Raw genomic sequence first — 21,517 nt, 5'->3', positions numbered from 1 at the left:
CCGGTTGCGCCGGCCCGCGCGCCTTGCACCGGGAAGGAGCCTCCCGTCGCCGCCGCACGGCTCCGGCAGACCGGGAGGTCGGGCGGGCGCCGCGCGGGCTCACGTCCAGTCGTCGTCGCCGTGGTTGCGTTCCCACCGGCCGCCGACGGGCGGCGTGTCCATGCGGATGGCGGAGTCGGCGTTGCCGGCGAGGTCGTTGTCCTCCACCCGGCAGTCGACGCAGCTACCCTCGTCGGTGATCCACAGGCCGTGGTTCTGGGTGCTCGGGTTCTTGTTGTCCCAGATCCGGTTGCCCCGGATGGTGGCCGAGTCGACCGCCGCGTTGATCGTGATGCCGGCCCGCACCGGCGGCCCGGCCGGCAGCTCGTACGGCGTTCCCGGCTGCGGGGTGGCGCCGCTCCACGCGCTGGACGCGTCGGGCCGGATGGGCGCGAGGGTGAGTTCGGTGTCGTCGTTGGCCGCCACGACGGCGATCCGGTCGCCGACGCGTACCACCTTGCCCCGGTGGCCGTCGTTCGGCCAGGTCGCCCGCCGGTCCACCACCGTCCGCTCGCTGTAGCGCACCGAGTCGCCGTGCCCGCTCATCGCCGGCGCCCACTGCCGCCCGTTGTTGCGGATGCGGTTACCGACCAGGATCACGTCGCGCAGCGGGCGGTCGATGCGGATCGCGTCGGCGCTGTTGCCGTAGAAGTCGTTGCTCTCGATGACGATCTCCTCGGCGATCTGCTCCTCCACCCCGCCGAGGTTGCGCTGGTGGTAGCCGTGCCGGCCGTTGCCGCTGATCCGGTTGCCGCGGATCGTGTACGGACCGGGGGTGTTGCCGATGCTGACCCCGTCGCGCAGGTTGCCGTCGATCACGCAGTCGGTGAGCAGGCCGCCCCGCCCGGCGGTGTGCGTGGTGCCCTTCGCCGAGACGTGGAAGCCCGCCTCGAGGTTGCCGGTCATCGTGCAGGCGGAGACGATCAGGCCGTTCGCGCCCCAGTCGGAGATGCCGAAGCGGTTGCCCTGGGCGTGGCAGCCGATGATGCGCACCCCCCGGGGACGCAGGTGGCTCGCCTTCTGCAGCTCCAGGAAGATCCCGTTGGTCGCGTTGGCCACCGCGCTGCAGTTGACGATGTTGAACCGCTCGACGCTGCCCCAGCCGCCGATGCCGATACCGATGCCCGCGCCGCCCATCTCGGTGCCGTTGTCCAGTCGGCCGCAGCCGACCACCAGCACCCCGTCGATGAGGCAGTCCTGGAGGAAGTCGCAGCCCAGGCCGGTGGCGGCGGTGTGGTGGATGTACAGGTTGCGGAACATGCCCCGGACGACGTACTGCAGGCCGAGTCCCTTCGCCAACGGGTTGTAGTCGGCCGACGCCACGCCGGAGCCGTCGATCTCGAAATCGGCGAAGGTGCAGTCCGCCAGGTGGCGGTCCCGGTCGGCCCCGTGCTGCTGCTCGGTGTAGAACGCCAGCGGCGCGGGGTCGGCCCGGTTGCCGGAGTTGCTGAGCACGAAGCGGGTGGCCCCCGGGCCGGCGCCGATGAGCGAGACCCCGGAACGCCAGACCGTGCCGGAGTCCCGCATCGAGTACACCCCGGGCGGGCAGTAGATGATCCGGACACGGCCGTCGGCGGCGTACGCGTCGCCGAGGCGGTCCACCAGCGCGGCCAGGGCCGGCTGGTCGTTGGTCGCCCCGTCGCCGACGAGGCCGTGCTCCCGGGCGTCGCAGAGCAGCGGGGCGCCGGCGACCGCGTGGCGGCGTACGCCACCGGCGGAGGGCATGTCGGGGTATGCCACCTCGTCCTCCCTCGGCGAGCCTGCCCGGCCGGCATTCCCGGCCCGCGTCGGGGGAAACGCCCGCCGCGACGGCGACGGCCCCGGCGCCGCCGGGAGGCGGGACCGGGGCCGTCGCGGCGGGTCAGACGTTGGCGATCAGCAGCGCCGGCTGCTCGACGCAGTCGGCGACGTGCCGCAGGAAGCCGCCGGCCACGCCCCCGTCGCAGACCCGGTGGTCGAAGGTCAGGCTGAGCTGGGTCACCTTCCGCACCGCGAGCTGCCCGTCCACCACCCACGGCTTGTCCACGATCCGTCCCACCCCGAGCAGCGCCGCCTCCGGGTGGTTGATGATCGGCGTGGAGCCGTCGACGCCGAAGACGCCGTAGTTGTTGAGCGTGAACGTGCCCCCGGTGAGGCGGGCCGGGGGCAGCGTGCCGGCCCGGGCGGCCGTGGTGGTCGCGGCCAGCTCGGCGGCCAGCTCGGCGGTGGTGAGCCGCTGCGCGTCGCGCAGCACCGGCACGACCAGCCCCCGGTCCGTCTGGGCGGCGATGCCGAGGTGTACGCCGGCCGACTGGACGATCCGCTGGCCCTCGGTGTCGACGCGGGCGTTGAGCTGCGGGTACCGGCGCAGCCCGGACAGGCAGATGCGGGCCAGCAGGGCCAGGATGCTCACCGGCGCGTCCGGGGTCGCCGCGTTGATCGCGGCCCGGGTCTCCAGCAGCCCGGTGGCGTCCACGTCCACCCAGATGGTCACCTCGGGGATCTCCCGCCGGCTGCGGGAGAGCTTGTCGGCGATCGCCTTGCGGATGCCGGTCAGCGGGACGACCACGTCCGCCGCCCCGGGCGCGGCCGGCTCGGCGGGCTGGTCCGGCACCGCGGCGAGCCGGGCGGCCGGCGAGGACGCCTCGGCCAGGGCGGCCTCCACGTCGGCCCGGCGCACCACGCCGCCGGGGCCGCTGCCGCGCAGGGCGGCGAGGTCGAGGCCGTGCTCGCGGGCCAGCCGGCGCACGATCGGCGAGATGACCAGGGGCGCCGCGTCGCGCGGGCGGTCCGTCGCCACCGCCGGGGCGGTCCGCTGCGCCGGGGGCTCGGCCGGCCGGGGCTCCGGGGCGGCCGCGAGGCGGGGTCGGCGACGCCGGCGACCCGCGCCGCCGTGGCCGGTGCCGTACCCGATCAGGACGTTGCCGGAGCCGGCGCGCTCCTCCTCGCGGTAGGTGGCGTGCCCGGCGGGCTCGTCGGCGGTCCCGCCGGCACCGTCCAGCGGCGCGATGGTGATCAGCGGCTGGCCGACCGGGCGGACCTCACCCGCCGCGCCGTGCAGCGCCACGACGCGCCCGGCGTACGGGCAGGGCACGTCGACGACGGCCTTGGCGGTCTCCACCTCGACGACGCTCTGGTCCACCGTGACCACGTCGCCCACGGCGACCCGCCACTCGACGATCTCGGCCTCGCTCAGCCCCTCGCCGAGGTCGGGCAGGAGGAAGACCTGCGTCCCGTCCACGGTGGTCACGCCGCGCTCCCCCGGGTCAGCCAGCGCTCGTCCGGCTGGTCGTCCCACTGGAGCCGGGCCACCGTGTCGAGCACCCGGTCCACCGACGGCAGGTGGGTGTGCTCCAGCATCGGCGCCGGATACGGGATGTCCAGCCCGGACACCCGCAGCACCGGGGCGTGCAGGGCGTGGAAGCAACGCTCCTGCACCCGGGCGGCGATCTCCGCGCCGACCCCGGCGAAGCCCTGGGCCTCCTGGATCACCACGCACCGGCCGGTGCGGCGGACCGAGGCGGTGACCGTCTCGTCGTCGAACGGGACGATGCTGCGCACGTCCACCACCTCCAGGTCCCAGCCCTCCTCGCGGGCGGCCTCGGCGGCCTCCAGCGCGACCGGCACCGCCGGCCCGTACGCGACGAGGGTGGCGTCGCGGCCCGGCCGCCGCACGACGGCCCGGCCGATCGGCGCGGTGGCCGCGGGAAGCTCCGCCTCGGCGCTGGAGAAGTAGAGCTTCTTCGGTTCCATGAACACGACCGGGTCCGGGTCCTCGATCGCCTGGCGCAGCAGCGAGTACGCGTCCTCGACCGTCGCCGGGGTGACCACCTTCAGGCCGGGGGTGTGCGCGTAGTACGCCTCGGACGAGTCGCAGTGGTGCTCCACCCCGCCGATGCCGCCGGCGTACGGCACCCGGATGACGATCGGCACGCTCAACGCGCCCCGGGTGCGGTTGCGCAGCTTCGCCACGTGCGAGGCGATCTGCTCGAACGCCGGGTACGCGAACGCGTCGAACTGCATCTCGACCACCGGGCGCAGCCCGGACATGGCCAGGCCGACGGCGAACCCGACGATGCCGGCCTCGGCGAGCGGGGTGTCGAAGCAGCGCTTGTCACCGAAGCGGGCCTGGAGGCCGTCGGTGATCCGGAAGACGCCGCCGAGCGCCCCGACGTCCTCGCCGAAGACGACCACCCGGTCGTCGTCGAGCATCGCGTCGGCGAGCGCGGCGTTGAGCGCCTTCGCCATGGTCAGGGCGGCCATCAGCGCTCACCCTCCTCGTCTGCGGCGGCGGCCAGCTCGGCGCGGACCTGTTCGCGCTGCTCGACCAACTGCGGGGTGGGCTCGGCGTAGACGTGCTCGAAGAGGCTCATCGGGTCGACCGCCGGCTGCGCGTTCATCCGGGCGCGCAGGTCGGCGGCGTACGCCTCGGCCTCCTCGGCGATCGCGGCGACACCCGCGTCGTCGAGCACGCCGCGGGCCCGCAGGTACGTCTCCAGGCGGGCGACCGGGTCCCGGTCCCGCCATGCCTCGACCTCGGCGCCGTCGCGGTAGCGGGTGGCGTCGTCGGCGTTGGTGTGCGGCTCCATCCGGTAGGTGTGCGCCTCGACGAGGAACGGGCCCCTGCCGGAGCGGGCGTGCTCGACCGCGCGGGTGAGCACCGCGAGGACGGCCACCGGGTCGTTGCCGTCGACCTGCTCGCTGGGCACGCCGTAGCCGACGCCCTTGTACGCCAGCGACGGCGCGGCGGTCTGCCGGGACAGCGGAACGCTGATCGCGTACCGGTTGTTCTGCACGAAGTAGACGACGGGGGCCTTGAACACGGCGGCGAAGTTCACGCCCTCGTGGAAGTCTCCCTCGCTGGTGGCCCCGTCGCCGATGAACGCCAGCGCGACGGTGTCCCGCCCCTGGTACGCCTCGCCGTAGGCCAGCCCGGCGGCGTGCACGCACTGGGTCGCCAGGGGGGTGCACTGCGGGGCGGTGTGCCGGGCGGCGGGGTCGTACCCGCAGTGCCAGTCGCCGCGCAGCAGCGTCAGCACCTCGACCGGGTCGATGCCCCGGGAGACCAGCGCCATGGACTCCCGGTAGGTCGGGAAGACCCAGTCGTCCTCGCGCAGGGCGAGGATCGCGCCGACCTGGCAGGCCTCCTGGCCCCGCGAGGACGGGTAGACCGCCAGCCGGCCCTGCTTGGTCAGGGCGGTGGCCTGGACGTCGAAGCGGCGGCCGATCACCATCCGCCGGTACATCTCGGCGAGCGCCTCGACGGGCGGCTCGGGGTAGTCGGCGGGGGCGGGCAGCGGCGTGCCGGCGGGATCGAGCAGACGTACCGGCGCGGTGGCCGGCAGCAGCGGCTTGGCCGGGTCGGGCGGGGTGGCCTTCCGGCGGCTGCGCGGGGATGCCCTGCGGACCGCCTCGGGTGTGGTCGTCACGGCGGGACCTCCTGGGACGTGTGGTGGGCCTATGCTCCTGCCGTCGGATGATTGACTCAAGATCCATGACAAACGCGGGACGGATGGCATGCGGGAGGCATCGAGATGAGCCAGGAATCCGGGCCGGGCGGGGAGCCGGCGGCCGGAACGGGACGTTCGGCCCGGCCGTTGGACGAGGTCGACCGCCGCATCCTCGACGAGCTGGTCCGCGACGGGCGCACCTCGGTGCGCACCCTCGCCGAGCGGATCCACATCTCCCGCACCAACGCCTACGCACGGGTGGAACGGCTGCTGCGCGACGGGGTGATCACCGGGTTCCGGGCCCAGGTCGCGCCCGAGGCGGCGGGGCTGGGCACCTCGGCGTACGTCGCGTTGAAGATCGAACAGAACACGTGGCGGGAGGTGTCCGCGGAGCTGGCCCGGGTGCGCTACATCGAGCACGCCGCGCTGCTCGGCGGCGACCACGACGTCCTCGCTCTGGTCCGGGCACCGGACAACGCCACCCTGCGGGACGTGGTGCTGGGCCGGGTGCAGAGCATCGCCGGGGTGCTCTCCACCCGCACCTGGCTGGTCTTCGACGAGTTCGACGGCGAACGCAGCCCGTGGGAGTGAGCCGCGCGGCGGGTGCCCCTCAGCGCGCCGCCGGCGGCCCGACACCCGGGCGGGTGCCCCTCAACGCGCCGCCGGCGGCCCGACACCCGGGCGGGTGCCCAGCCGCGGGCCCGACGGCGACGGGCTCAGCGCTCCGGCGGGGCCTCCAGCCCCTCCCGGTCGGCCAGCTCCAGCAGCGGCTCCAGGGAGAAGCGCCGCTCGTCGAGGCCCGCGTGCGGGTCGCCGCGCTCGGCGAAGCGGGCCGGCATCGTGGTGACGTCGAAGTCCTCCGGCCGCGCGTCGCCCAGCTCCGACCAGTCCAGCGGCGCGGAGACCAGCGCCTTCGGGGTGGGGCGGATGGAGTACGCCGAGGCCATCGTGTGGTCCCGGGACATCTGGTTGTAGTCGATGAAGACCGGGCGGTCCCGCTGCTCCCGCCACCAGGCGGTGGTGACCAGCTCCGGCAACCGGCGCTGCATCTCGCGGCCCAACGCCAGCACCGCCCGCCGGCAGTCGCCGAAGCTCCACCGGGGCTCGATCGACAGATAGACGTGCAGGCCCCGCCCGCCGGTCGTCTTCGGGTAGCCGGTCAGGCCCAGCTCGTCGAGGAACGCGCGCACCTCGTGGGCCACCGGCACCACCTGGTCGAAGCCCACCCCGGGCATCGGGTCGAGGTCGATCCGCAGCTGGTCGGGGCGCTCGACGTCGGCGGCGGAGACCGGCCACGGGTGGAACCGCAGCGTGCCGAGGTTCGCCGCCCAGATCACCACGGCCAGCTCGCTCGGCGCGACCTCGTCGGCCGTGCGCCCGCTCGGGAAGGTGATGTGTGCGGTGCGCACCCACTCGGGCGCCCCCGCCGGCAGCCGCTTCTGGTAGAAGGCGTCGCCCCGGTTGTCCTGCCGCGTGCCGATCTTCGCGCCGTCGAAGACGCCGCGCGGCCACCGCTCCAACATGGTGGGCCGGTCCCGCAGGGCGCGCAGGACGCCGTCGCCGACGGCGAGGAAGTAGCGCACCACGTCCAGCTTGGTCAGCCCCAACTGCGGGAAGTAGGGCTTGTCGGGGCTGGAGACGCGGACCAGCCGCTCCCCCACCCGGATCTCCTCCGCCGGCGTCGCCACGCCTGACACCGTAACCCGGCGGGCCGGCCGGCGGGCGCAGCGTCGCGCCGGCTCAGGCGATCAGCATGATGCCCACGGCCATGAGCGGCAGGCCGACGAACAGGAAGATCCCGATCCCCGTGAGCACCCGCCCTTCGCCGGCAGCCTCGCGCTCGGGCGCCGCGCCGAAGGTGGCCCGCGCCCCGAGCATGCCGACGCGGCTCAGGGTGAGGTCACCGGTGACCCCGAGCAGCCCGCCGACCACCACCAGGGCGACGCCGAACCGGTAGGCGAAGTCGCCGCCGCCCAGGACGACCCAGAGCCCGGCGGCGGCCGCGACCACGACCAGCGCGATCACGAACAAGACCAGCGCCTCGCGCAGACCCCTGACGACCGTCATCGGCGGCTCCATCCCGTGCGACCCGGATGGACATTCTCCACGTCGACGCCCGGCCGCGCTGCCCCTGAGGGCGCCGGTCGTACGCGCGGAGGTCGGGCGGCCCGTCTCCGGCCGCCCGACCACCGTCGGCCGTACTCAGCTCATGTCTTCCTGCAGGCGCGCGAGGAGCATCTTCTTGCCCTGCTCACCGGCCTTGCGGTTGTTCTCCTGCATCTTCCGGAACCAGGTGGCCAGTTCCGTGTCGCCCCGCTCGTCCGCGTCGGCGATGTACGTGTCCAGCTTCCAGATGTGCTTCAGCGACATCTGCAGCACGTGGATCAGGTCGTAGTTCTGATCCTTCACCGGACTGATCTGTTCCTTGGTCATGGTGGCCACGGACTACCTCCCCCGTCTCGGTGTCAGGTGGAGGCAGCGCTTACCCGGCCTGCCCCCGTTCACGCCCCGCCGTGGGCGGCGCGGTTATCCGGGGCGGGCCCCGGGTAGGGGGTGCCGCATGGCGGAACTGGCAGCGCTCTGGATCGTCCGGCACGGCGAGAGCACGGCGAACGTGGCGGCCACGGCGGCCGAGGCGTCCGGCGCCGAGCTGATCGACCTGACCCACCGGGACGCGGACGTGCCGCTGAGCCCGACCGGGGAGGAGCAGGCCCGCGCCACCGCGCGGTGGCTGGCCGGGCTGCCCGAGGCCCGCCGGCCGGACGTCGCGGTGGTGTCGCCGTACCTGCGGGCGGTCCAGACCGCCGAGCTGGCCCTGGCCGGCACCGGGATCCCGCTCAGCCGCGACGAGCGGCTGCGCGACCGGGAACTCGGCATCCTCGACGGGCTGACCGGGCAGGGGGTGCGCCGCCGACACCCCGAGGAGGCGGCCCGCCGGGACCGGCTCGGCAAGTTCTACTACCGGCCGCCCGGCGGCGAGTCCTGGACGGACGTGGCGCTGCGCCTGCGCGCCCTCCTCGGCGACCTGCGCCGCGACCACGCGGGCCGACGGGTGCTGCTGTTCGGCCACGACGCTCTGGTCTTCCTGACCCGTTACCTGGTGGAGGGGCTCACCGAGGCGGAGCTGATGGCGCTGACCCGGGAGCAGGTCGTCGCGAACTGCTCCGTCACCGGCTGGTCCGCCGGGGCGGACGGCCGGCTGGTCCCGGACGTGTTCAACGACGTCGGTCACCTGCGCCAGCAGGGTGCCCGGCCGACCAGGGAGGACGAGGTCCATGCCGAACCGGTCTGACACCCGGGTGATCACCCCCGGCCTGCTGCGCGACTGGGCGCTGCCCGTGCCGACCGGAGGCAAGGAGGCGCGGGGCACGGTGCTGGTGGCCGGCGGTTCGCGGTTCGCCCCCGGCGCGGTGCTGCTCGCCGGCGTGGCCGCGCTGCGGGCCGGGGCGGGCGTGCTGCAACTCGCCGCCGCCGAGTCCACCGCCGCCGCGCTGAGCATCCAGGTGCCCGAGGCGCTGGTGGTGGGCCTGCCGGAGACCGCCGACGGCGCGGTCGCCGGCCGGCCCGGCGACCGGCTGACCGAGCTGGTGGCCGAGGCCGACGTGGTGGCCGTCGGCCCGGGCCTCAAGGACATCGACGAGACCGCGCGCCTGCTGCGCCTCGTGCTCGACGCGGCCGCCCGGGAGACGGCGCTGGTGCTCGACGCGTACGCCCTGGGGGCGCTCAGCCACGCCCCGGACCTGCTGGTCGGCTCCGGGCGGCCGGTGGTGCTGACCCCCAACCTGACCGAGGCCCGGCACCTGCTCGGCCGCGATCCCGGCGACGACCTGGACGCCGACGCGATCGAGCTGGCCGGCCGGTACGAGGCCGTGGTCTCGCTCTACGGCCACATCGCCACACCGGACGGCCGGAGCTGGCGGGAGGAGAGCGGCGACGCGGGGCTCGGCACGTCCGGCAGCGGGGACGTCCGCGCCGGACTGCTCGCCGGACTGCTGTCCCGGGGTGCCGAGCCGGCGCAGGCCGCGTGCTGGGCGGCGTTCGCCCACGCGGTGAGCGGCCAGCGGCTGGTGCCGCGGTTCGGCCGGATCGGGTTCCTCGCCCGGGAGCTGCTCGACGAGATCCCTTACACACTCGCCACCGTCTGACACTTCCTGTCTGGCCGAACGGATGTGTGTAACGCCACACTCCGCTCCTACGCTGGTGGATCGGAGGAGGGCGTCCCGCCCGCCTCCCGCCGGCCGCTCCCCGCCAGGGGGCGTACCCGGCTGGAAACATCCCCCTGGGAGTCTGTGTGAAGAACCTCCGTCGCAAGACACTGGCTGCCGCGTCCGCCGTGACGCTCGGTGTCGGCCTCGCCGTCACCGGCGGGCTCGCCCCGGCGGCGTCGGCCGCCGGGCCGGACACCACGTTCCTGGTGCTCGCCCCGCAGGGCGCCAAGACCGACAAGGCGGCCGCCCGCGTGGCCGCCGCCAACGGCACCGTGGTGGCCAGCTACGACCAGATCGGCGTGCTCGTCGTCCGCTCGACCAACCCCGACTTCGTCAGGGACGTGGCGGGGGCGGGCGTCGAGTCGGCGGCGTCCACCGCCGGCCTGGGCACCGCGCTCGACGAGGGCGAGACCCTGGAGGTCTCCGCGGCCGCGGCGGCGAACGCGACCGCCGACCCGACCAAGGAGCCCATGTTCGGTCAGCAGTGGGACATGCCGATGATCGACGTCCCGCAGGCCCACGCCGTCAACGCCGGCAGCGCCGGCGTGGTGGTGGGCGTGCTGGACAGCGGCATCTCCTCCAGCCACCCGGATCTGAAGGACCAGATCGCCAAGGACAGGAGCGCGTCCTGCATCGGCGGTGTCGCGGACACCACCGAGGCGGCCTGGAACCCGACCGTCTCCGACCACGGCACCCACGTGGCCGGCACCATCGCCGCCGCCGTCAACGGCGTCGGCGTGACCGGTGTGGCGCCGGGTGTCAAGGTGGCCGCCGTCAAGGTGGTCGACGATGACCGGTTCATCTACCCCGAGGCCGCGCTCTGCGGCTTCATGTGGGCGGCCGACCACGGCATGCAGGTCACCAACAACAGCTACTTCATCGACCCGTGGGAGCTGAACTGCCGCAACGACGCGCGTCAGCGTCCGGTGTGGAAGGCCGTCCAGCGGGCGATCCGTTACTCGCAGAGCAAGGGCGTGCTGAACATCGCGTCCGCGGGCAACTCGAACTGGGACCTCGCCCACAAGATCACCGACACCGGCAGCCCCAACAACGGGACGCCCGAGGAGCGCGAGGACCTCACCAACTCCTGCCTCGTCCTGCCGGCCGAGGCGCCGGGTGTGGTGACGGTGTCGGCGGTCGCCCCGACCGGCAAGAAGAGCTACTACTCCTCGTACGGCCTGGGCGTCGTGGACGTGACCGCGCCCGGCGGCGACACCCGGTACCGCACCAACGGCGCCAGCTCGACCCCGACCGACGGCATCCTGTCGACCACCTTCAACACGGCGACGAAGACCAACGGCTGGGGTTACAAGCAGGGCACGTCGATGTCGAGCCCGCACGCGGCCGGCGTCGCGGCGCTGGCCCTGTCGGCCCACCCCGGCATGGCGCCGGGCCAGCTGGCGTCCTTCCTCGAGCGGACCGCCGAGTCGGTCCCCTGCGAGGAGGGTGTCTGGGAGCCGCGACCGGGCTTCCCGGCCACCTGCACCGGGGGCGAGCGCAACTCGTTCTACGGCGCCGGCATGGTCAACGCGTACAACGTGGTGAAGTAGCAGCACGGCACGACCCGTGGTGGGGCCCGGCGGTGATCCGCCGGGCCCCACCTGTTTTCGCTGCTCACGGCGGGGGTACGGGAGGAGGCGTCGAACGAGCCGAGGAGGTCAACGGTGTCCACCGATGCCATCGTCCTGTTGAAAGAGGACCACAAGGAGATGCGCCGCCTGTTCAAGGCCTTCCAGGATGCCGAGGAGGGGCCGGCCGCGCAGCGGCAGAAGCTGGTGAGCGAGATCCTGGAGGCCCTCACGGTGCACACCTACCTCGAGAACGAGGTGATGTACCCGGAGATCCGCAAGCTCCTGCCCGACCTGGAGGACGACATCCTCGAGTCGTACGAGGAGCACCACGTCGCCGACGTGCTCTGCGCCGAGCTGTTCACCATGGACGCCGACGACGAGCGCTTCAACGCCAAGACCACGGTGCTGATCGAGAACGTCCTGCACCACGTCGAGGAGGAGGAGCAGGAGTGGTTCCCCAAGGTGCGCGAGGCGCTCGGCCGTAAGCAGCTCCAGGAGATCGGCGAGCGGATGATCGAGCTGCGCGCGGACGCGCCGCGCAAGCCGACCGACCCGAAGGCGATCAAGAAGTCGCTGGACGCCGTGACGGCCTGAGCCGGACGACGCCGACGGGCCCCGGTGCGCCGGGGCCCGTCGTCATGCCGGGGGCGCGGGCAGGATCCGCCGCAGCGACGGCGGTGCGGCGCGGGACCGCCACTCCCTGGGGTAGCCCACCGAGACCTCCTCGAACCGCACCCCGTCGTGCCAGGTGGTGCGGGGGATGTGCAGGTGGCCGTAGACCACCGCCGCGGCGTCGAAGCGCAGGTGCCAGTCGGCGGTGGCCTCGGTGCCGCACCACTGGGCGAAGATCGGGTAGCGCAGGATCCGGGTCGGCTCGCGCAGCAGCGGCCAGTGGTTCACCAGCACGGTCGGCAGCCCCGGCGCCCGCCCGGCGAGGCGCCGGGCGGTCTCGGCGACCCGGGCCGCGGACCACGCCGACCGGCTCGGGTACGGGTCGGGGTGCAGCAGGAACTCGTCGGTGCAGACGATCCCCGTCCGGTACGCCTCGGCCAGCGCCGCCTCCGGGGTGTCGAACCCCTCCGGGCGCCAGCTGTGGTCGTAGAGCAGGAACAGCGGCGCCACCAGCACCGGCCCGCCCGGCCCGCGCCACTGCGCGTACGGGTCCTCCGGGGTCAGCACGCCGAGGCGCCGGCACAGGTCGACCAGATGCTGGTACCGCGCGACGCCGCGCAGCGTCACCGGGTCGGCCGGCGGCGTCCACAGCTCGTGGTTGCCCGGCGCCCAGACGACCCGCGCGAAGCGGTCGCTGAGCAGCCCGAGGGCCCACTCGACGTCGGCCACGGTGTCGCCGACGTCCCCGGCGACGATCAGCCAGTCGTCCGGCGACCCCGGACGCAGCCCCTCCACCACCGCCCGGTTGCCCGGGTGCCCGACGTGCAGGTCGCTGATGGCGAGCAGGCTGCCGCCCGCGCTCCCCTCGGCCACCATGCGTCGATCCTATTGATCGGTCACCACCACCGCGAGCCCGCACACCCACGCCCCGCGTTCCGCGTCAAGATCCGCACAACTTCCGGGATGTAGTGGTCTCCTTGTGTCTCTGTGGCCACTACATCCCGGATGTTGTGCGGATCTTGTGGAGCGACCGGTGCCCGCGAGCGGATCTTGACCTACCGGCGGAGGACGTGGCGGGATGGGCGGGGCGGCGAGGTGGGCCGGGGGTGTGCGGGGCCGACCCGGTAGGATCGGCCCGGGCCGTGACTGGCGCGTGGGGATGGAGAACCATCGGGAAGCGGTCCCGTCATGAGGACGCATGCCGAGCGCCTGGGCCTTCCGCACGTCACTGGAGGTCGCATGTCGTCGCCGAACGCCGAATCCACCGCCTTCCGCAGCGCCCTCGAGGTGATCCGCGCCGTCGAGCCGCGGGTGGCCGACGCCATCGGCGCCGAGCTCGCCGACCAGCGCGAGTCGCTCAAGCTCATCGCCAGCGAGAACTACGCCTCCCCGGCCACCCTGCTGGCCATGGGCAACTGGTTCAGCGACAAGTACGCCGAGGGCACCGTCGGCCGTCGCTTCTACGCCGGCTGCCAGAACGTCGACACGGTCGAGGCGCTCGCCGCCGAGCACGCCCGGGAGCTGTTCGGCGCGGCCCACGCGTACGTGCAGCCGCACTCCGGCATCGACGCCAACCTGGTCGCGTTCTGGGCGGTCCTGGCCGACCGGGTGGAGTCCCCGGCGCTGAAGAAGGCCCAGGTGCGGCAGGTCAACGACCTCACCGAGGCGGACTGGTTCGCGCTGCGCCGGGAGCTGGGCAACCAACGGATGCTCGGCATGTCGCTGGACGCCGGCGGCCACCTCACCCACGGGTTCCGGCCGAACATCTCCGGCAAGATGTTCGACCAGCGCAGCTACGGCACCGACCCCGCCACCGGCCTGGTCGACTACGACCGGGTCGCCGAGGCCGCGCGCGAGTTCAAGCCGCTGATCCTGGTGGCCGGCTACTCGGCGTACCCGCGGAAGGTCAACTTCCGGATCATGCGGGAGATCGCCGACTCGGTCGGCGCCACCTTCATGGTCGACATGGCGCACTTCGCCGGCCTGGTCGCCGGCAAGGTCTTCACCGGCGACTTCGACCCGGTGCCGCACGCGCACATCGTCACCACCACCACGCACAAGTCGCTGCGCGGCCCGCGCGGCGGCATGGTGCTCTGCCAGCCGGAGCTGGCCGACCAGGTCGACCGGGGCTGCCCGATGGTGCTCGGCGGCCCGCTGCCGCACGTGATGGCCGCCAAGGCCGTCGCCCTGGCCGAGGCCCGCCGCCCCGACTTCGCCGACTACGCGCAGCGCATCGTCGCCAACGCCCAGGCCCTCGCCGAGGGGCTGCTGCGGCGGGGCGGCAAGCTGGTCACCGGCGGCACCGACAACCACCTGGTGCTCATCGACGTCACCGGCTACGGGCTGACCGGCCGGCAGGCCGAGCAGGCGCTGCTCGACTCGGGCATCGTCACCAACCGCAACTCGGTCCCGCAGGACCCGAACGGCGCCTGGTACACCTCCGGCATCCGCATCGGCACCCCGGCGCTGACCACGCGGGGGCTGGGCCCGGCGCAGATGGACGAGACCGCGGAGCTGATCCACACCGTGCTCAGCCAGACCCGGCCGGGCGCGAACCCGGACGGCACCCCGTCGAAGGCCAAGTACGTCCTCGACCCGACCGTCGCCGACCGGGTCAGCAAGCAGGCCAGCGACCTGCTGACCGGCTTCCCGCTCTACCCGGCCGTCGACCTCGGCTGAACCGCTGCACCACGACGCCCCCCGCCGGCCCCGCCGCGCGGGGGCGTCGCCGTCACCGCGCCCGGCGGTGGCGCAGGGCGCGCAGGCGGTGCAGGACGCCGGTGCCGCCCCGGCCGAAGTGGTCGTGCAGCGCGCGGTACTCGGCGTACAGGTCGTCGTAGGCGGCCGCCCGGGCCGGGTCGGGGTGCCAGGTCTCGCGGCGGCCGGCGCCCATCGCCGCCGAGGCGGCCGGCACGTCCGGGTACGCCCCGGCGGCGACCGCCGCGTGGATCGCCGCGCCCAGCGCCGCCGGGTGGGCGGAGTCCACCACGTGCAGCGGCCGGCCGACCACGTCGGCGTAGATCCGCAGCAGCAGCCGGTTGCGGGTCAACCCGCCGGCCACGGTGAGCTCGTCGACGGCCACCCCGGCGGCGGTGAACGCGTCGACGACGGTCCGGGCGCCGAAGGCGGTCGCCTCCAGCAGCGCCCGCCAGATGTCCTCCGGCCGGGTGGCCAGGGTCAGCCCGACCAGCACCCCGCTCAGCTCGTGGTCCATCAGCACCGACCGGTTGCCGCTGTGCCAGTCCAGGGCCAGCAGCCCGTGCCCGCCCACCGGCTGCTCGGCGGCGAGCGCGTCCAGCAGCTCGTACGGGGTCAGCCCGCGGCGGCGCGCCTCGTCGGCGTAGCCGGCCGGCAGGGCGTTGCGGACGTACCAGGCGAAGATGTCGCCGACGCCGCTCTGCCCCGCCTCGTAGCCCCAGGCCCCGGTGGTGACGCCGCCGTCGACCACGCCGCACACCCCGGGCACCTCGTGGTACGCGGTCGCGTTCATGATCAGGCAGGTGGAGGTGCCGAGCACGGCGAGCATCCGGCCGGGCTCGACCGAGCGGGCCGCCGCCGCGGTGACGTGCGCGTCGATGGAGCCGACCGCGACGGCGGTCCCCACCGGCAGCCCGGTCCACCGGGCCGCCTCGGCGGTCAGCCCACCGGCGCGGGCGCCCAGCGGTGCGAGCGGCCCGTCGATCCGGGGCAGCAGCCCGTCGAGGCGGGGGTGCAGGGCGCGCAGGAACTCCGCCGACGGGTACCGCCCGTCCTGCCGCAGCCCCTTGTAGCCGGCGGCGGAGACGTTGCGGGTCTCGCGGCCGCAGAGCTGCCAGACCAGCCAGTCCGCCGTCTCGATGAAGCGCTCCGCCCGATCGAAGATCTCCGGGTCGTCCTCCAGCACCTCCAGCGCCTTGGCGAGCTGCCACTCGGCGGAGACCCGGCCGCCGTAGCGGGGCAGCCAGGTCTCGCCGCGCGCGGCGGCGACGTCGTTGATCCGGGCGGCCTGCCGGTGGGCCGCGTGGTGCTTCCACAGCTTCGGGTACGCGTGCGGCCGACCGGCCAGCTCGGGCAGCTCGCAGAGCGGGGTGCCGTCGGCGCGGGTGGGCAGCATCGTGCAGGAGGTGGCGTCGACGCCGATGCCGAGCACGTCCTCGGGGCGCACCCCGGCGGTGCGCAGCGCGGCGGGCACCGCGACCCGGAGCACCTCGCGGTGGTCGTCCGGGTGCTGCAACGCCCAGTCCGGCGGCAGCGGCGTCCCGTCGGGCAGCCGCTCGGTGAGCACCCCGTGCCGGTACGCGTGGACCGCCTCGCCGCGCACGGCCCCGTCGGCGACGTCCACCACGACCGCCCGGCCGGAGAGGGTGCCGAAGTCGACCCCGACGACGTGCCGGGATGTCCCCGCTGCCGGCTGCGCCACCGCTCCTCCTTCCGCCGCGGCGCGCCGCCGCCCGGGGTGGGCGGTCGGTCGGCGGCGGCCGGAGGGCAACGCTAACAACACCGCCGGGTGAACGGCAGGCGGTCCGGCGGGGCGGCCGGGCCCGCGCGGGGTGCGAATCAGGGGATGGGCCGCTTCAGGTGGTAGCGGTGCACCTCCGTGCTGCCCTGGACGTTGTTGACGTCCTCGGCGGCGGAGACCAGCTCCCAGCCCTCCCGGCCGGCCCGGTTGAGGTGCGCGATCGCGGTGTCGCCGTACGCGGTGATGTCCCGGCGCGACCCGTCGGGGCCGTACCAGATGAAGCTGACATGGAAGTTGCGGCCCTGCCCCTGATAACGGCGGACCAGCAACGCGTACTCCCAGGCGACCATGGCGTCCATTATGGGTGTCCACGAAGGACGGCGGAACACGGGCAGTCGCGCATTGCCGTGCGGTGAACGCGGTGTGTCATCCCACGGCCGCGGCCGCCCCCCGTCGTGCCGTCTCGTCGGCCACCAGCGCGGCCAGCCGGTCCAGGCCGAGGTCGATCTGCTCCGGGGTGACCGCGCTGACCGACAGCCGCAGCGCGTCGACCGGGGCGCCGTCGTCGTAGAAGTGCGCCATCGGCGTCCAGAGCAGCCCGTACTCGCGGGCCGAGCGGTGCAGCAGCGCGTCGTCGACGGCGAACGGCACGGTGACCACCACGAAGAACCCGCCGGCCGGCACCTTCCACCGCACCGCCGACGCGTCCGGCGGGAAGCGGCGGGTCAGGCCGTCGACGAGGTGGCGCAGGTTCCGGCCGTACGCGGCCCGCTCCCGGGCGGTCGCCGCGACCAGGCTGCACCCGTGCTCCAGCAGCGCACCGCCGACGACGGCCTGGGCGATCGCCGAGGTGTTCACGGTGACCATGCTCTTGATCTTGGCGAGCTGGTCGGCGAGCAGACCCACGGCGCCGTCGGAACCGGCGACGCGCTGGTCGGCGACCACGTAGCCGACCCGGGCGCCGGGCAGCACCGTCTTGGCGAACGAGCCGAGATAGACCACCCGCCGCCCGGTGTCCAGCGCCTTCAGCGTGGGTAGCCGCCCCGCGTCCCCGGCCGGGAAGAGACCGTACGGGTTGTCCTCCAGCAGCAGCAGGTCCTCCTCGGCGGCCAGGTCGAGCAGCCGACGCCGGTCGGCCAGCCCGATGCTCGTCCCCGACGGGTTGGCGAAGTCCGGCATCACGTAGCACGCGCGCGGGCGCAGCCCCGCCGCCCGGGCCCGGCGCACCTGCTCGCGCAGGTCGGCCAGGTCCACCCCCGCCGGGCCGCCGGCCACCGGTCGCACCGGCAGGTCCAGCAGCCGCGCGGCCCCGGTCAGCCCCACGTACGTCGGGGCGACGGCGAGCAGCACGTCACGCGGGTCGGCCCGCAACGCCCGCAGCACCAGGAACATCGCCTCCTGGCAGCCGACGGTCACCACGATCGCCTCCGGGTCGACCGTGATGTCCTCGTCGACGGCGAGGTTGCGGGCGACGAGATGGTGCACGACGCCCTTGGTGCGTCCGTACTGGAACAGGGTCCGGTGCACCTGCTCGGGGCTCTGCCCGAGGTCGTCGGCCAGGTGCCGGCGGAACGTCTCCAGGTGCCGGTGCAGCGCGGCCACGTCGAAGAACTCCTCGTACGGCCGGCCCGCCGCCAGTGACACCGCGTCGGGATAGTGCTGCGCCACCTCGTTGAGGAAGTTCATCGAGTTCAGCGCCGGGTCGTCGACCGCCGGGTGCAGGTCGGCGACGCGCAGGTCCACCGGTTCGGTCACCGCTGCGCCTCCGTCAGCACCCGCAGCCCGCGCACGGCCGCCGGATCGCCGCAGCCGGCCAGCGTCAGGGCGTCGCGGAACTCGCCGGCCAGCAGCGCCAGCGCGCTCTCCGCGCCGGCCCGGCCCCCGACCGCGAGCGCCCACAGCATCGGCCGGCCGACCAGCACCCCCCGCGCGCCGAGGGCGAGCGCGCGCAGCACGTCGACGCCGCCGCGCACGCCGCTGTCCAGCAGCACCTCGCACCGGTCGGCCACCGCCGTCACCACCTCGGGCAGCACGGTGGCGGTGCCCGGCACGCCGTCGAGCTGACGACCGCCGTGGTTGGAGACCACCACGGCGTCCGCGCCGGCGGCCGCCGCCAGCTCCGCGTCGCGCGGGTCCAGGATGCCCTTCACCACCAGCGGCAGGGCGGTACGGCCCCGCAGCCAGTCCAGGTCGGCCCAGCTCAGCGCGGGCGCGAAGACCTCACCGGTGTGCGCGGCGACGGCCGAGACGCCCGGCGTGGCGGCGTGCGCGAGCGCGTCCCGGCCGGCCGGCAGGTTCGCGGCGACGACGTGCGGCGGGATGGCGAAGCCGTTGCGGACGTCGCGCAGCCGCCGGCCGAGGATAGGCACGTCGACGGTGACGGTCAGCGCGGTGCACCCGGCGGCGTGCGCCCGGTCCAGCAGGTCCGCGACGAGGGCCCGGTCCCGCAGCCAGTAGAGCTGGAACCAGACCCTCGCGCCGGTCGCCGTGATCTCCTCGACGGGCACGCTGCTCAGCGTGCTGGCCACGTACGGCACGCCGGCCGCGCGGGCCGCCGCCGCGAGCGCCGTCTCGCCGTCGGGATGCACCAGCCGCTGGTAGGCCATCGGCGCCACCGCCACCGGCATGGCGCAGGGGGAGCCGAGCAGCCGCGTGTCGGTGCGCGCGGCGTCCACTCCGCGCAGCACGCGGGGCAGCACCGCCACCCGGTCGAGGGCCCGCCGGTTCGCCGCGAGGGTGGTCTCCGTGCCGCTGCCGCCGTCGATGAAGTCCCACACGTCGGCGGGGAGCACCGCCCGGGCCCGCTCGGCGAAGTCGGCCAGGCCGGCGGGTGCGGCCGGCTCGCCGACCGGCACGTCGTGGCGGGGCAGCACCGTCTCAGCCATCGATGATCTCCTCTCCCGCCGGCGCCGGGAGACCGAAGCGCGCCCGCAGGAACGCGGCGGCCTGGTCCTGGGCGCGGCGGCCGTCGTCGAACGCGCCGGGCATGGCGAAGAAGCCGTGGATCATGCCGGCGTACCGGGTGAGGGTGGTCGGCACCCCCGCGTCGCGCAGTTGGTGGGCGTACCGCTCCCCCTCCTCGCACAGCGGATCGTGCTCGGCGGTGATCACCAGCGCCGGCGGCAGACCGGTCAGCTCCTCGGCGCGCAGCGGCGAGGCCAGCGGGTGCGCAGCGTCGGCGGGGTCGGCGAAGTAGTGGCCGCGGTACCAGGCGACCGAGCGGCGGTTGAACAGCAGCGGGTCCTCGCCGTCGCCGCCCGGCTCACCGGTCTGGTCGGTGTTCGGGTACACCAGCAGCTGGGCGGCGAGCCGGGGCCCGCCGCCGTCGCGGGCCAGCAGGGTGACGGCCGCGGCGAGGTTGCCGCCGGCGCTGTCCCCGCCGACCGCCAGCCGCTCCGGGTCGGCGCCGAACTCCTCGGGGTGCGCGGCGATCCACCGGGTGGCCGCGTGGCAGTCGTGCACGGCGGCCGGGAACGGGTGCTCGGGAGCCAGCCGGTAGCCGACGGTGACCACCTGGCAGGGCACCGCGTTGGCCAGCCGCCGGCAGATGCCGTCGGCGGTGTCGACGCTGCCCAGCGTCCAGCCCCCGCCGAAGAAGTAGACCAGGGTGGGCAGCGGCCCCTCCCCCGCCGGCCGGTGGATGCGCACCGGCAGGTCGCCGGCCGGGCCGGGCACGTGCGTGTCACGCACCTCGTGCACCGGCTCGACCGCGCCCCCGCCGGCGCGGATCGCGGCGAGGTCGGCGGCGCGGGCCTCGGCGAGGGTCTGCGTGTACAGCGGCGGGGTGCCGGCCGCCTCCCGGGCGGCCCGGTACGCCGCGACCTGCGGGTGGACGCTCACGCCGACTCCCCTCCGGTGTGCACCAGCAACTTGTCGATGCCGCGCAGGAACAGGCTTCCGCTGTACGTGGGCGCCTCGGCGACCGCGAGCCGGGGGAAGCGGGCCAGCAGCTTCGGCAGCGCGAGCCGGCCCTCCAGCCGGGACACCGCCGCGCCGAGGCAGAAGTGCAGGCCGACGCCGAAGGCGAGCGACGGGGGGCCGGACCGGCGCGGGTCGAAGCGGTCGGGGTCGGGGAACCGCGCCGGGTCACGGTTGGCGGCGGCGAGGACCAGCAGCACGTTCTGGTCCCGCTCGACCGGCACCCCGCCCAGCTCGGTGTCCCGGGGCGCGGCCCTTGCCAGGAAGTGCACCGGGGCCTCCAGCCGCAGGATCTCGTCGACGGCGCCCCGGGCCAGCGCGTCGTCGCCGGGCAGCGCGGCGGCCACGTCGGGGTGGGCCAGCAGCAGCGGCAGCCCGTTGCCGAACATGTAGACGGTGGTGACGAAGGCGGCGTTGAACAACACGATCAGGTTGCTGATCAGCTCGTCGGCGGTCAGCGCCACGTCGCCGGAGTCGACCGCCTCGACCAGCCCGCTGATCAGGTCCTCGCCCGGCTGCCGGCGCCGGTGTGCGATCAGGTCGGCGTAGAAGTCACGCAGCTCGGCGGCGGCGGTGTTGGCGGCGGCGAGCCGCTCCGGGGTCTTGCCCGCCACGTCCAGAAACTCGTCGATCCGCTCCACGCGCTGCCGGTAGAAGTCCAGCTCCCCGGCGGGGATGCCGATGAACTCCGCCATCACCAGGGCCGGCATCGGGTACGCGAACTCCGCGACGAAGTCGAACCCGGTGTCACCGGCGTCGGCCATCCGGTCCAGCAGCCCGTCGACGACCCGGTGTACGGCCGGCTCCAGCGCGCCCAGCCGGCGCGGGGTGAAGGTCTTCGCGAAGACCGCCCGCATCCGGGTGTGGTCGGGCGGGTTGACGAACATCATCGAGGTCTGCAGGGTGCGCAGCACCTCCTGCTCCTGCCAGCCCGGCGGCGCCTGCTTGTACCACTCCGGGTCCCGCAGCACCTGGCTGACCAGGTCGTAGCCGACGGCGACGGCGGCGACCGTCCGGTGCTCGGCGCGCGCGGGCACCGGACTGACCGGCCCCAGCTCGTGCAGCCCCGCATAGCAGGGGTACGGGTCCTGCCGGCCCTCGTCGCTGTAGAGCCGGGTCAGCAGTTGCGTGACGTCCACGGTCGATCTGTCTCCCCCCAGGAACGGTGGCGGGGGGGGGGGGGGGGGCCCCCCCCCCCCCCCCGCGGTCCCACGCCCCCCCCCCCCCCCGGGCCGCCGGGGGCGCACACCACGGTGGGGGCGGCGGGGTGGGGGGGTTTGTGGACCCCCGACTAACCCGGGC

20 protein-coding genes and 1 riboswitch are annotated in these 21,517 nt (G+C 74.5%); of the genes, 6 read left to right on the top strand and 14 right to left on the bottom strand.

Annotated features, from left to right (window positions below; translation table 11 throughout):
• Positions 1–99: 99 nt before the first annotated feature.
• The 4 genes from ACGF7U_RS21185 to pdhA all read right to left on the bottom strand — a co-directional run bounded on the left by ACGF7U_RS21185 (position 100) and on the right by pdhA (position 5,447).
• Positions 100–1,764, bottom strand: a complete 1,665-nt coding sequence (locus tag ACGF7U_RS21185) for a right-handed parallel beta-helix repeat-containing protein (RefSeq protein ID WP_393109225.1) — start codon at positions 1,762–1,764, stop codon at positions 100–102.
• Between the two features lie 136 nt (positions 1,765–1,900).
• Positions 1,901–3,268 carry a dihydrolipoamide acetyltransferase family protein gene (locus tag ACGF7U_RS21180; RefSeq protein ID WP_393109071.1) on the bottom strand — a complete coding sequence of 456 codons (1,368 nt, stop codon included), beginning with the start codon at positions 3,266–3,268 and terminating at the stop codon, positions 1,901–1,903.
• The gene (locus tag ACGF7U_RS21175; protein ID WP_393109069.1) at positions 3,265–4,281 is read right to left on the bottom strand and encodes an alpha-ketoacid dehydrogenase subunit beta; all 1,017 of its coding nucleotides are present in this window, start codon (positions 4,279–4,281) and stop codon (positions 3,265–3,267) included. The genes ACGF7U_RS21180 and ACGF7U_RS21175 overlap by 4 nt, the downstream gene beginning before the upstream one ends.
• Positions 4,281–5,447: a pyruvate dehydrogenase (acetyl-transferring) E1 component subunit alpha gene (gene pdhA, locus ACGF7U_RS21170; protein ID WP_393109067.1), complete on the bottom strand. Its 1,167-nt coding sequence runs from the start codon at positions 5,445–5,447 to the stop codon at positions 4,281–4,283. Before pdhA ends, ACGF7U_RS21175 begins: the two co-directional genes overlap by 1 nt.
• A 105-nt stretch (positions 5,448–5,552) precedes the next feature.
• Here pdhA and ACGF7U_RS21165 point away from each other — a divergent pair, with 105 nt between their 5' ends.
• Positions 5,553–6,059: an Lrp/AsnC family transcriptional regulator gene (locus ACGF7U_RS21165; RefSeq protein ID WP_393109065.1), complete on the top strand. Its 507-nt coding sequence runs from the start codon at positions 5,553–5,555 to the stop codon at positions 6,057–6,059.
• Between the two features lie 125 nt (positions 6,060–6,184).
• On the opposite strand, the gene ACGF7U_RS21160 is transcribed toward ACGF7U_RS21165, so the two are convergent.
• The 3 genes from ACGF7U_RS21160 to ACGF7U_RS21150 form a co-directional block, all read right to left on the bottom strand.
• Positions 6,185–7,156: a DNA polymerase domain-containing protein gene (locus ACGF7U_RS21160; RefSeq protein WP_393109063.1), complete on the bottom strand. Its 972-nt coding sequence runs from the start codon at positions 7,154–7,156 to the stop codon at positions 6,185–6,187.
• A gap of 52 nt (positions 7,157–7,208) precedes the next feature.
• Positions 7,209–7,535 (bottom strand): hypothetical protein, encoded by a 327-nt coding sequence (locus ACGF7U_RS21155; RefSeq protein ID WP_393109061.1) that lies wholly within the window; start codon positions 7,533–7,535, stop codon positions 7,209–7,211.
• A gap of 135 nt (positions 7,536–7,670) precedes the next feature.
• Positions 7,671–7,877 (bottom strand): hypothetical protein, encoded by a 207-nt coding sequence (locus tag ACGF7U_RS21150; RefSeq protein ID WP_393109059.1) that lies wholly within the window; start codon positions 7,875–7,877, stop codon positions 7,671–7,673.
• 151 nt (positions 7,878–8,028) lie between these two features.
• Here ACGF7U_RS21150 and ACGF7U_RS21145 point away from each other — a divergent pair, with 151 nt between their 5' ends.
• From ACGF7U_RS21145 to ACGF7U_RS21130, 4 genes are all read left to right on the top strand, one after another.
• Positions 8,029–8,760: a histidine phosphatase family protein gene (locus ACGF7U_RS21145; RefSeq protein ID WP_393109057.1), complete on the top strand. Its 732-nt coding sequence runs from the start codon at positions 8,029–8,031 to the stop codon at positions 8,758–8,760.
• Entirely contained in the window at positions 8,744–9,613 is an 870-nt protein-coding gene (locus ACGF7U_RS21140) for an NAD(P)H-hydrate dehydratase (protein WP_393109055.1), read from the top strand. Before ACGF7U_RS21145 ends, ACGF7U_RS21140 begins: the two co-directional genes overlap by 17 nt.
• A gap of 146 nt (positions 9,614–9,759) precedes the next feature.
• Positions 9,760–11,226 (top strand): S8 family serine peptidase, encoded by a 1,467-nt coding sequence (locus tag ACGF7U_RS21135; protein WP_393109053.1) that lies wholly within the window; start codon positions 9,760–9,762, stop codon positions 11,224–11,226.
• A gap of 114 nt (positions 11,227–11,340) precedes the next feature.
• Positions 11,341–11,841: a hemerythrin domain-containing protein gene (locus ACGF7U_RS21130; RefSeq protein WP_393109051.1), complete on the top strand. Its 501-nt coding sequence runs from the start codon at positions 11,341–11,343 to the stop codon at positions 11,839–11,841.
• Positions 11,842–11,883: 42 nt separating this feature from the next.
• Here ACGF7U_RS21130 and ACGF7U_RS21125 read toward each other — a convergent pair whose 3' ends face one another.
• Complete coding sequence (locus tag ACGF7U_RS21125) at positions 11,884–12,735, bottom strand: metallophosphoesterase family protein (protein ID WP_393109049.1); 852 nt, start codon at positions 12,733–12,735, stop codon at positions 11,884–11,886.
• Between the two features lie 256 nt (positions 12,736–12,991).
• Positions 12,992–13,081, top strand: a riboswitch (ZMP/ZTP riboswitch).
• A gap of 17 nt (positions 13,082–13,098) precedes the next feature.
• Between ACGF7U_RS21125 and ACGF7U_RS21120 the strand changes: the two genes are divergently transcribed.
• Positions 13,099–14,538, top strand: coding sequence for a glycine hydroxymethyltransferase (locus ACGF7U_RS21120; RefSeq protein ID WP_393109047.1), 1,440 nt, complete (start codon positions 13,099–13,101; stop codon positions 14,536–14,538).
• 52 nt (positions 14,539–14,590) lie between these two features.
• Here ACGF7U_RS21120 and araB read toward each other — a convergent pair whose 3' ends face one another.
• The 6 genes from araB to ACGF7U_RS21090 form a co-directional block, all read right to left on the bottom strand.
• Positions 14,591–16,258, bottom strand: coding sequence for a ribulokinase (gene araB, locus ACGF7U_RS21115; RefSeq protein ID WP_393109045.1), 1,668 nt, complete (start codon positions 16,256–16,258; stop codon positions 14,591–14,593).
• Positions 16,259–16,395: 137 nt separating this feature from the next.
• Positions 16,396–16,656, bottom strand: coding sequence for a hypothetical protein (locus ACGF7U_RS21110; protein ID WP_393109043.1), 261 nt, complete (start codon positions 16,654–16,656; stop codon positions 16,396–16,398).
• Between the two features lie 67 nt (positions 16,657–16,723).
• Positions 16,724–18,106: a PLP-dependent aminotransferase family protein gene (locus ACGF7U_RS21105; RefSeq protein WP_393109223.1), complete on the bottom strand. Its 1,383-nt coding sequence runs from the start codon at positions 18,104–18,106 to the stop codon at positions 16,724–16,726.
• Positions 18,049–19,182, bottom strand: coding sequence for an alpha-hydroxy acid oxidase (locus ACGF7U_RS21100; protein WP_393109041.1), 1,134 nt, complete (start codon positions 19,180–19,182; stop codon positions 18,049–18,051). The genes ACGF7U_RS21105 and ACGF7U_RS21100 overlap by 58 nt, the downstream gene beginning before the upstream one ends.
• Positions 19,175–20,137, bottom strand: a complete 963-nt coding sequence (locus tag ACGF7U_RS21095; protein ID WP_393109039.1) for an alpha/beta hydrolase — start codon at positions 20,135–20,137, stop codon at positions 19,175–19,177. The genes ACGF7U_RS21100 and ACGF7U_RS21095 overlap by 8 nt, the downstream gene beginning before the upstream one ends.
• Positions 20,134–21,354, bottom strand: coding sequence for a cytochrome P450 (locus tag ACGF7U_RS21090; RefSeq protein WP_393109037.1), 1,221 nt, complete (start codon positions 21,352–21,354; stop codon positions 20,134–20,136). Before ACGF7U_RS21090 ends, ACGF7U_RS21095 begins: the two co-directional genes overlap by 4 nt.
• Positions 21,355–21,517: the final 163 nt, after the last annotated feature.

The sequence above is a fragment of the Micromonospora sp. NPDC047670 genome (assembly GCF_043204915.1).
Taxonomy (GTDB): domain Bacteria; phylum Actinomycetota; class Actinomycetes; order Mycobacteriales; family Micromonosporaceae; genus Micromonospora.
The sequence above is the reverse complement of the archived record's forward strand: the minus strand, read 5'-3'. Positions and strand labels throughout refer to the sequence as shown.